Raw genomic sequence first — 9,974 nt, forward strand, 5'->3', positions numbered from 1 at the left:
AGCGTTCATCCTGAGCCAGGATCAAACTCTCCAATAAAGTTAGTTTGTCTAGCATCTAAAATAAAAATTGACGTTTCACGTTGTTTGTTTCGTTCAGTTTTCAAAGAACTAAAAGCGGGTGAAGAGAATCGAACTCTCGACCAGAGCTTGGAAGGCTCTTGTTTTACCACTAAACTACACCCGCGTGGTCGGGAAGACAGGATTTGAACCTGCGACCCCCTGGTCCCAAACCAGGTGCTCTACCAAGCTGAGCCACTTCCCGTAATTGGCGCGCCCGAGAGGAGTCGAACCCCTAACCTCTTGATCCGTAGTCAAACGCTCTATCCAATTGAGCTACGGGCGCTTATTCATGATGTTTTTTCGTCGTTGTAATTTGGCGACTCAATTATCTTATCATACTACATTTTCAAATGCAAGTACTTTTTTAAGATTTTTTTGATGCGGCCGAGAGGACTTGAACCTCCACGGGGTTTCCCCCACTAGGCCCTCAACCTAGCGCGTCTGCCGTTCCGCCACGACCGCGCGGAAAAAACAAAAGTGAGCCATGAAGGACTCGAACCTTCGACCCTCTGATTAAAAGTCAGATGCTCTACCAACTGAGCTAATGGCTCGTAAATGGCTGGGCTAGCTGGATTCGAACCAGCGCATGACGGAGTCAAAGTCCGTTGCCTTACCGCTTGGCTATAGCCCATCGAAATAATTATCTTCTTTTCAAAGACAAATGTTATTGTACCATAATGTCCAATAAAAAACAACTGCTATATAGCAGAAGTTAAAATGGCGGTCCCGACCGGGGTCGAACCGGCGATCTCCTGCGTGACAGGCAGGCATGTTAACCACTACACCACGGGACCATTTGGTTGCGGGGACAGGATTTGAACCTGCGACCTTCGGGTTATGAGCCCGACGAGCTACCGTGCTGCTCCACCCCGCGACAATACTATTCATATAAAATTATATGGTGGAGGATGACGGGATCGAACCGCCGACCCCCTGCTTGTAAGGCAGGTGCTCTCCCAGCTGAGCTAATCCTCCAAAAGTGGTGACCCGTACGGGATTCGAACCCGTGTTACCGCCGTGAAAGGGCGGTGTCTTAACCACTTGACCAACGGGCCAATATGTATGGCAGAGAAGAAGGGATTCGAACCCTCGCACCGCGTTAGCGATCTACTCCCTTAGCAGGGGAGCCCCTTGAGCCACTTGGGTACTTCTCTGTATGGCTCCGCAGGTAGGACTCGAACCTACGACCGATCGGTTAACAGCCGATAGCTCTACCACTGAGCTACTGCGGAATAATGAAGACAATTTGTATCTTATAAAAATTCTCTCTGTAAGTCAAGAAGTTTTTAACAACATCTTGTTCAAACGTGACATGTTTATAATATACTGGATTGCGTTTTTACTGTCAAGATGTTTTCGATATCGGTTTGAGTTTCCCTTTACACTTTCCACAGACATATCTTTTTGTATTTATTTGACGCCTTCTTACATATTGAAGTGAACACTCCATACATTCATACTTATAAATCTTTTTTTCCTTCTCTTCATTAATCATTTGTTTACAAAAACGTGGTGCATCAACTTTCTTTAACAACTCACGAAAATCCCTGTCCCTGTGCTTATACCCTCTTCCTGCAATATGTAAGTGATAATGACAAAGCTCATGTTTAATAATCCCGACTAACTCTTCTTCACCATACACTTCGTAATATCGATAATTCAGTTCGATATTATGACTCTTCAATAAATAACGCCCACCAGTTGTACGTAATCTATTATTAAACACTGCTTTATGTAAGAACGGTACCTCAAAGTATTGTAGTGACACTTCTTCCACTAGTCGCTGAATTTCTTGCTCATCCACTCTCATTCCTCCTAAACAAAAAAATATTTTTACACTTTTCTCCCTTCTTATACATATATTAAATAGTACATATACCCATCCTCATGTAAGAAGCGTGGTTTCTAAAAACAAAACATGAATAGAAATCCACTCACCAACCTCTCATCAATAGCATTTTAGATTTTTGAGAGCAGGATTAAACAAGGAGGGATTCCTATGCCTACGTGGCTAAAAAAACAAATGCAACGTGCATATTTCGAAAAAAACCGGTATCAAATTAAATTATTAAATGAATGCTGGTTTTATTATAGCAAAATACATCAAAGCTCATAATCCATTACACTTTTTATTCCATAAAAAAAGAGCAGTTTCATCTGCTCTCTTCTCTTACTATTCAATCGGCAACATAGATAGTGCAACGCGTCCTTTTTTTGTATCAATATCATCTACCCATACTTTTACAATTTGCCCTACTGATACAACATCTAACGGATGCTTTACAAACTGTTTGCTAAGTTTAGAAATATGTACTAAACCATCTTGCTTTACGCCAACATCAACAAAAGCACCAAAATCAACAACGTTACGAACTGTTCCTTCTAATTCCATACCACGTTTTAAATCTTCTAATTTCAAAATCCCTTTTTTCAGAAGTGGTTTAGGCAACTCATCCCTCATATCTCTTTCTGGACTAATAAGTGCATCTATAATATCAACTAACGTCGGCTCCCCAACTCCTGTTTCTTGAGATAACTTAGAAATCTCTACTTCTTCCAATCTCTTTTGTAATTGCGGTTGTCCTACGTCATCTATCGATAACCCTAGACTCTTCAATAACAATTCAACATTTTTATATTGCTCTGGATGAATACCTGTTCGATCTAATGGATTCGCTCCTTCTAGTATACGTAAGAAACCTATACATTGTTCATACGTCTTTGCACCTAAACGCGGGATTTTCTTTAATTCCGTGCGCTTCGTGAATTTCCCATCTTCTTCTCTCTTTGCCACAATATTTTTCGCAACAGTTTTCGATAAACCTGAAACATATTGTAACAATGCAACCGAAGCCGTATTTACATTAACCCCAACTTGGTTAACAGCTGTTTCTACTACAAATGTTAATGACTCATTCAGTCTCTTTTGAGATACATCATGTTGGTATTGTCCAACCCCAACTGATTTAGGATCAATTTTCACAAGTTCAGCAAGTGGATCTTGCAGACGTCTTCCAATAGAAACGGCACTTCTCTCTTCAACTTGTAAATTTGGGAATTCCTCACGAGCTAAATCAGAAGCTGAATATACACTAGCACCCGCTTCATTTACAATAATATAAAAGACATCTCGGTTCACACTTTGTAATACATCTACTATAAACTCTTCTGTTTCTCTAGATGCTGTCCCATTACCAATTGCAATCATTTCAACTTGATATTTATCTATAATAGAAAGAACTTTCGTTTTTGCATCATCATATTTACGAACAGGTGGATGCGGATAAATAACATCGATATGTAGTACTTTCCCCGTATCATCTACTACAGACAATTTACAACCAGTTCTATATGCCGGATCTACCGCTAGCACGACTTTCCCTTTCATCGGAGGTTGTAATAATAAGTTACGTAAGTTCTCAGAGAAAATATGTATCGCTTGTTCTTCAGCTGTTTCTGTTAATTCTTTACGAATTTCTCTTTCGATTGAAGATTGAATTAATCGTTTATAACCATCTTCAATCGCTAATTGTACATAATGTGCACTTTTCGAATCGTTATCACGAATTACTTTCTTATTTAAGAAAGTTACTATCTCATCTACTGGCGGAACAACAGCAACTCTCAATATATCTTCTTTCTCGCCACGATTCATTGCTAATACACGATGTGGTACTACTTTTTGCAATGGTTCTTCATAACTGTAATACATTTCATATATATTCTTTTCATCTTTTTCTTCATCTTTCACGGACGAAGACATAACACCTTTTCTAAAAGTAACATTTCGAATCCAACTACGATACGCAGCTTCATCTGAAACCATTTCTGCAATAATGTCTTGTGCACCTTGTAAAGCTTCTTCTGCAGATTGCACTTCTTTCTCTACATTAATAAATTCCACTGCCTTTTTAGCCGGATCTTCTTTCTTATATAACAATAACCATTCAGCTAATGGTTCTAATCCTTTTTCTTTAGCAATTGTCGCTTTCGTTCTTCTTTTCTCTTTATATGGACGATATAGATCTTCTACTTCTTGCAACTTTGTAGCTTTAACAATTTGCTGTCGTAGCTCTTCTGTCAGTTTCCCCTTCTCATCAATAAGACGAAGAACTTCTTCCTTCCTATCTTCAAGTTGCATCATATATTGCCATCTCTCTAAAATCGTACGAATTTGCACCTCATCTAAAGAGCCTGTCCATTCTTTTCGGTAACGAGCAATAAATGGAACTGTGTTACCTTCTTCTGTTAATTGAATAACATGACGAACTTGCTTTTCGGTAAAGCCTAATTCTTTCACTAACATTTTCATTAACGCTTGTCGATTATCTACCATTTCCATATACAACCGTAACCTCCTCTATAATAAAAAAAGTTGCCCTTCAAAGAGAGCAACTTAAACTGCCGATTTAAAAATCTATTAGTCCTAAACTAATTTGTAACGCTTCATCTACACGACTCATCATCACTTCATCCAAATGAGTGATTTTGTCCGTTAAGCGTTGCTTATCGATTGTTCGAATCTGCTCAAGTAAAATAACAGAATCTCTCTCAAAACCATACTTTTTCGCATCAATTTCCACATGAGTGGGTAATTTCGCTTTTTGAATCTGTGCAGTAATAGCCGCTACAATCACCGTTGGACTAAAACGATTTCCGATGTCATTTTGAATGACAAGAACCGGACGAACGCCTCCTTGCTCAGAACCAACAACTGGGGAAAGGTCTGCAAAATACACGTCGCCGCGTTTTACAATCAAAATATTACCCCCCGCTAACTAAGCGTTCTACTGTATGAGCTGCTTCATACTCTGCTAAGAAAGCTTCAGATGCAATACCAAGATTAATTTTTCCCATTTCAATGTACCCACGTCGCATTGATTCATGTTGGTAGCGTTTCTTCGTCTTATGTTGACGCAATAACAATTGTGTTGCCTGGCAAATTAGTTCATGGCGATTCTTATTCTCTTGTTTTCCAATTCCGTCCAATTCCGTTACCATTTGCTTTGGCAACCGAACCACGATTTCAGTAGTTACACTTGATTCGGACACAAAAATACACCTCCACCGTCAACTACACACCCAAATATATATATGACACCTATTGTAATAATACCATTGTATGGAGCCTGTTGCAAAGACTTCCTTATTCCTTGCTTATGTTTTCCAATTCACAAACAAAACATTCATCTTCTTAAATTTTTTATCTCATAACTAACTAAAAACAATAGAACTCCTCTTCAAAACTTACGTGCAACTTATATAAAAAATGATTATAAGTAAAAAGCTTCTCATCAAAAAGAGCTTATTATCCAGCAATGAACAGTCACTCCAATGACAAGAAGCAATCATACTACCTTCTATATATTGTTCAAGTAATTAATTATCTCTACAACCTTACCATTCCGTATAAATATTCTTGGCACACGGAAACTGATCGTTGCAATAATTTCATAATTAATAGTCCCTGAGTATTCCGCAACCTCTGTAGCGCTAATATATTCATCTCCTTGCCTTCCAATAAGCGTAACTTTCGTACCAAGTGGCACTTCACAAGGAAGATGAATCATGAACTGATCCATTGTTACTCGCCCTACAATCGGTACCCTTTTACCATTTATAAGCACTTCAAATCCTTGTAACCTTCTAAGCCACCCATCTGCATAGCCAATCGCTACAGTCGCAATCCATTCTTCAGTTTTCGTTCGATAGGTGACGTTATAACTAATTCCATCACCTTTAATTACCTGTTTAATATGAGCAACTTTCGTATGAAGTGATAGCGCCGGTTCTAATTCAAATGGTAAAAAAGGACGTATTTCTACAGAAGGAGATAATCCATACATTGCAATCCCAATTCGCACTGCATTAAATGTAATCCCTTGAAAACGTAACGTCGCAGCACTATTAGCTGTATGAACAAACTTAGGATCCACTCCGAATTCTTTCAACCAACTTAACTGCTCCAAGAACGTGTTATATTGCTTATCAAAATACGAAGTCTCAACCTCATCTGCCGTTGCAAAATGCGTGTATACTCCTTCTAACTCTAAAAACGGTGCACCCTCTAAACTCTTTAAAAATTCTTTTAGCTCTTTTCTTTCACGTATTCCAATTCTCCCCATACCACTATCAAAGTTAATATGGAATTTCATTACAGATGAACCATCCCAAAGTTTAATTGCTTCTTCCACCCATTCTTTTTGAAAAACAGTTAGCGCTACATCATTTTCAGCAGCTACATTTATATCACGCGGCGGCGAGGGACCTAACACTAAAATCGGTTCAGTAATACCAGCCCTCCGAAGCACTAAAGCTTCATCTAAAAAAGCAACAGCTAACCTTGTTGCACCTGCTTCTAATGCCGTTTTAGCCACCGGTACATAATCGTGCCCATATGCGTTTGCTTTAACTACAGCAAAAATCTCTACATTACTTGGGATGAACTCTTTAATATGTGTAACGTTGTTATAAATGGCATCTAAATCCACTTCCACCCAAGTGTCACGGTAAAATGGTGCTTCTTCCATAAATACACTTCCTTATACACGATATGCGAAGCTTATTCTTTTATATGCTTCTTTTATGAAATCCACCTTCAAACTAAGAAAAGACGTGGTGCACATATATCACCACGTCTAAGAAGTTTACTTCACCTGCTTCGCTGTAACTGAACGAGCAATCATTAACAGCTCCTTCGGCTCTAAACCTTTAGACACGAGCATATATTCTACTCCGTTATGCGACCACGTTACAGAGTCTTTCGTTAATGCACCAATCGTAAACCCAAGATCAACTGGTTCTCCACTTACACTTACCGCTGATGATGCCTCTGCAACTTTTGCCTTTTCTTGTATTAAAGTAAAGGATTTCTTATTTCCAGTGTATGTGAGTATCGCACGCTTGCCACTGTCTGTCTTCAACTCTTTTTCATCTTTCAGAGTCATACCTTGTGGTGTATCAAGTGGATACAAAATAGCAAACGGTTTGTCTTCTTTCGCTGTTGTTTGAACATCTACCTGTGCTCTAGACATATTTTGTTTCGTATCAAATGCACCTTTATCAAATTTCGCATCGAATTTCACTTTAGAGAAATCTACTTTCACAAGAACATTTTGATCATTATCCATTAACTTCACTGAAACTGGAGTCAAGTCGCTCTTATTCAATGTAATCTCTTGTCTCGGCAACATATTTTGATGTTGATAGTTTGTTTTTGTTTTAAAAATATAATACTTATCTGTTTTCTCAAAAGTAAGGTTTTTCTTGTCCTGCAAAATATCTCTTACAAGTGATTCATATAAATAAGCCTGGCTACTATTTTGCGGCCAATCACTTTGAAAACGGAAGCTCTTATTAAGTGCTGGCGTTAATACAAATACACCTTCTTCATTTCTCAAAATAATTTGGCTCTGATCTTTTTTTGCATTTTTTAAATTCACACGATAAAAAGACGGTTCCTTATGCCAAATCTCTACGTTATATTCTTGAGGCTCATTGCCTGTTTTAATAGATAATTTTGCCTCAGCTTGATAACTTTTCATCCCTTTTACTTTTGATTCTAAATCTCTCACGACATCATCTTGCTTCTTTTCCATACAACCCGCCAACACAAAAACGGTCAACAAACCGACAAGAACTAAAAACAGACGCCTTTTCATCAATTCAGCCCCTTTGCCCCTATAAATGAATGGAAGATGTACCTTCCTTATCGCTACCTCAAATATATGAGACAAAGATATAAAATATGCAGACTAGCGTGACGAGCTTTCTAAAACAACTTGAGCAACAGCAAATTCCTTACTATGACTAATTGATAAATGAACAATATACTCTGTACTTGTAATCAGAATTGGCTTACCTCTTTCATCATTTTTCACTTCAATATCTAAAAAACTCACTTCTTTTCCGATACCAGTACCTACAGCTTTTGAATACGCCTCTTTCGCTGCAAACCTTCCAGCTACAAACTCTGTAAGACGACTTCCTTTCAGCTCCATAGCAACATTACGTTCATTTTCCGTTAAAATACGTTCCATAAATTTAAGCTTTCCATCTAGCATTTTTTCAATACGATTTAATTCAATAATATCGATACCAATCCCTATAATCATTTCGAAATCCCCTTCTTCTATTTAACTTTCTTCTTTCATATTGATAAGAATAACAGAGAATCTTTCTGATGCAAAAGGGGTGAAAGTAACCGTATGCTAATAAGATCCACTCATATTTCTTTACAACCGACTATTCTTACCTTACTTCTTATTCATTTAGTCATGATGATATTAGGCGACTTTTTTCTCTTACCACTGGCAGCCTCTAATGAATATATCGCTAAAGGAGAATGGTGGCGTGTCATAACTTCTCTTCTCGTACACGTAGACTTACAACATTTTCTTTCTAATAGTATTTTTTTGTTCGCTCTTGGTTCTTCTATCGAAAAGCAACTCGGACACTTTTCTTTTTTTATTCTATTTTTTCTCTCTGGAATTTCTGGAAATATTTCTTCTTATATTATTATGCCGCTTGAATATATTCACGCAGGTGCATCAGGTGGTATTTTCGGACTATTAGGTGCACAGTTATTTTTATTGTACAATCGATACCGCTCTTCAAAACCAAAAGAAATTGCCATTTTCTCAATTATGATTCTTCTATTACTGCTATTTACTTTCTTTAACCCTTCTGCCAATCCGATCAGTCATTTAACAGGTTTAATAACCGGTGGCATTTTAACCCCTTTTTTAACCAAAAAAAACGATGGTGCAAAGCTTATTTAATATAAAAGCTTGCACCATCGATAATTTCTACATCTACTTGTTCACTTAAATCTCTCATTAATTGAAATAAAGACTCATCCTTCATCTTCGCCTCAATCATACAATCAATTTGCGGAACACTTCCCTTTATCCTTCTTAAAAAAGATAAAAATGCCTCTACATTAATATAATCTGCATGAGCTCTTGGATCTTTTCCCTCTCTAGGGCTAGAGATATGCATTTTAACCGGCAACAAAGACGTTTCCCACGTATGAACGACACGTGCCCAATCTTCATACCAATCTTCTTGCTCATTATTCATCATATGGTGATGTAAGTCAAATACGACGGGAATATCTAATTTTTCTCCTAAATATAATGTTTCCTCTAACGTAAAGGTTGTATCATCATTTTCTAATATAATCATTTCTTGAATACCCCTTGGGACATTCGACCAATTCTCTATAAAGCGCTCTAATGCAAGTTCTTTATCTTTATATCCTCCTCCGACATGCAGTACACATCGTTGCTTATGTTCAATCCCCATACCTTTTAATAATTTTTTGTGCATCTGCAATGTTTTTACAGATTGTTTAAAAACACTCTCCTCAGGTGAATTTAGTACAACAAAATGATCTGGATGGAAATCAATTCTCATATTCATATGAACTGCATATTCACCTAGTTTTTTTAAATTTTCTTTTAAAGGACGAATATAGTTCCACTCTAGCAATTCCTCATGATTCGCTAAAGGAATGAGCTTTGAACTGAGCCGAAAGAAAGATATGTCATGCCCTTTATTATGCTTTAATAAACGTAAACAATTTTCTAAATTGGAATTAGCAATTCTTTCAAGTTTACGAATTGCAGCAGCACGATCATCTAATTTCTGAAACTGTGCATACGTCATCGTTTGAGATGGAGATGCATTCTTCAAATGTACACTCATCGCAACGTAACCAAGCCTTACAAGCATATAACAGCCCCTTTTCTATCATAACTATTATGTAGTATGCACAATTATAGAAATAAAAAAAGAGAATGCCTGGTATTATCCCCTATAGGTAGACAGTAAAAAAAGAGTCCATCTGATATGATGGACTCAATACTGTTTTATCTGGAGGGGATTTTTTTATGGCAAGAAAAGGACAATCA

General features: G+C 37.5%; 10 protein-coding genes and 12 tRNA genes. 2 read left to right on the forward strand and 20 right to left on the reverse strand.

Going from position 1 to position 9,974, the window contains the following annotated elements:
• Positions 1–113 precede the first annotated feature (113 nt).
• From ACS2CR_RS32045 to ACS2CR_RS32105, 13 genes are all read right to left on the reverse strand, one after another.
• Positions 114–184 (reverse strand) — tRNA-Gly (locus tag ACS2CR_RS32045).
• Position 185: 1 nt separating this feature from the next.
• Positions 186–262, reverse strand: a tRNA-Pro gene (locus ACS2CR_RS32050).
• A gap of 4 nt (positions 263–266) precedes the next feature.
• A tRNA-Arg gene (locus ACS2CR_RS32055) sits at positions 267–343 on the reverse strand.
• 96 nt (positions 344–439) lie between these two features.
• A tRNA-Leu gene (locus ACS2CR_RS32060) sits at positions 440–522 on the reverse strand.
• 16 nt (positions 523–538) lie between these two features.
• Positions 539–611 (reverse strand) — tRNA-Lys (locus ACS2CR_RS32065).
• Between the two features lie 5 nt (positions 612–616).
• Positions 617–691 (reverse strand) — tRNA-Gln (locus tag ACS2CR_RS32070).
• Between the two features lie 87 nt (positions 692–778).
• Positions 779–854 (reverse strand) — tRNA-Asp (locus ACS2CR_RS32075).
• Positions 855–857: 3 nt separating this feature from the next.
• Positions 858–934: transfer RNA gene (locus tag ACS2CR_RS32080), tRNA-Met, on the reverse strand.
• Between the two features lie 25 nt (positions 935–959).
• Positions 960–1,035, reverse strand: a tRNA-Val gene (locus ACS2CR_RS32085).
• A 5-nt stretch (positions 1,036–1,040) separates the two neighbouring features.
• Positions 1,041–1,115: transfer RNA gene (locus ACS2CR_RS32090), tRNA-Glu, on the reverse strand.
• 8 nt (positions 1,116–1,123) lie between these two features.
• Positions 1,124–1,214, reverse strand: a tRNA-Ser gene (locus ACS2CR_RS32095).
• Positions 1,215–1,217: 3 nt separating this feature from the next.
• Positions 1,218–1,292: transfer RNA gene (locus ACS2CR_RS32100), tRNA-Asn, on the reverse strand.
• 113 nt (positions 1,293–1,405) lie between these two features.
• The gene (locus ACS2CR_RS32105) at positions 1,406–1,864 is read right to left on the reverse strand and encodes a SprT family protein (protein ID WP_000344241.1); all 459 of its coding nucleotides are present in this window, start codon (positions 1,862–1,864) and stop codon (positions 1,406–1,408) included.
• 195 nt (positions 1,865–2,059) lie between these two features.
• Between ACS2CR_RS32105 and cmpA the strand changes: the two genes are divergently transcribed.
• Positions 2,060–2,176 (forward strand): cortex morphogenetic protein CmpA, encoded by a 117-nt coding sequence (gene cmpA / locus ACS2CR_RS32110; protein ID WP_001143642.1) that lies wholly within the window; start codon positions 2,060–2,062, stop codon positions 2,174–2,176.
• 57 nt (positions 2,177–2,233) lie between these two features.
• Here the strand turns inward: cmpA and ACS2CR_RS32115 are convergent, their stop codons facing one another.
• From ACS2CR_RS32115 to acpS, 6 genes are all read right to left on the reverse strand, one after another.
• Positions 2,234–4,402, reverse strand: a complete 2,169-nt coding sequence (locus ACS2CR_RS32115; protein WP_000426236.1) for a Tex family protein — start codon at positions 4,400–4,402, stop codon at positions 2,234–2,236.
• A gap of 67 nt (positions 4,403–4,469) precedes the next feature.
• Positions 4,470–4,820 (reverse strand): type II toxin-antitoxin system endoribonuclease NdoA, encoded by a 351-nt coding sequence (gene ndoA, locus ACS2CR_RS32120; RefSeq protein WP_000635965.1) that lies wholly within the window; start codon positions 4,818–4,820, stop codon positions 4,470–4,472.
• A gap of 4 nt (positions 4,821–4,824) precedes the next feature.
• Positions 4,825–5,112, reverse strand: a complete 288-nt coding sequence (locus ACS2CR_RS32125) for an antitoxin EndoAI (RefSeq protein WP_000004570.1) — start codon at positions 5,110–5,112, stop codon at positions 4,825–4,827.
• A gap of 308 nt (positions 5,113–5,420) precedes the next feature.
• Positions 5,421–6,590, reverse strand: coding sequence for an alanine racemase (alr, locus tag ACS2CR_RS32130; protein ID WP_053514326.1), 1,170 nt, complete (start codon positions 6,588–6,590; stop codon positions 5,421–5,423).
• Positions 6,591–6,707: 117 nt separating this feature from the next.
• On the reverse strand, positions 6,708–7,658 hold the full coding sequence (locus ACS2CR_RS32135; protein WP_053514347.1) for a LolA family protein: 951 nt from the start codon (positions 7,656–7,658) through the stop codon (positions 6,708–6,710).
• A gap of 156 nt (positions 7,659–7,814) precedes the next feature.
• Entirely contained in the window at positions 7,815–8,174 is a 360-nt protein-coding gene (acpS, locus tag ACS2CR_RS32140; RefSeq protein WP_000583417.1) for a holo-ACP synthase, read from the reverse strand.
• A gap of 93 nt (positions 8,175–8,267) precedes the next feature.
• Between acpS and ACS2CR_RS32145 the strand changes: the two genes are divergently transcribed.
• Positions 8,268–8,840, forward strand: a complete 573-nt coding sequence (locus ACS2CR_RS32145; RefSeq protein WP_000908523.1) for a rhomboid family intramembrane serine protease — start codon at positions 8,268–8,270, stop codon at positions 8,838–8,840.
• On the opposite strand, the gene uvsE is transcribed toward ACS2CR_RS32145, so the two are convergent.
• The gene (gene uvsE / locus ACS2CR_RS32150) at positions 8,833–9,795 is read right to left on the reverse strand and encodes a UV DNA damage repair endonuclease UvsE (protein ID WP_000961161.1); all 963 of its coding nucleotides are present in this window, start codon (positions 9,793–9,795) and stop codon (positions 8,833–8,835) included. The two genes, ACS2CR_RS32145 and uvsE, sit on opposite strands and share 8 nt — an antisense overlap.
• Positions 9,796–9,974: the final 179 nt, after the last annotated feature.

It is taken from the genome of Bacillus cereus group sp. BceL291, assembly GCF_051776705.1.
Classification (GTDB): domain Bacteria; phylum Bacillota; class Bacilli; order Bacillales; family Bacillaceae_G; genus Bacillus_A; species Bacillus_A cereus.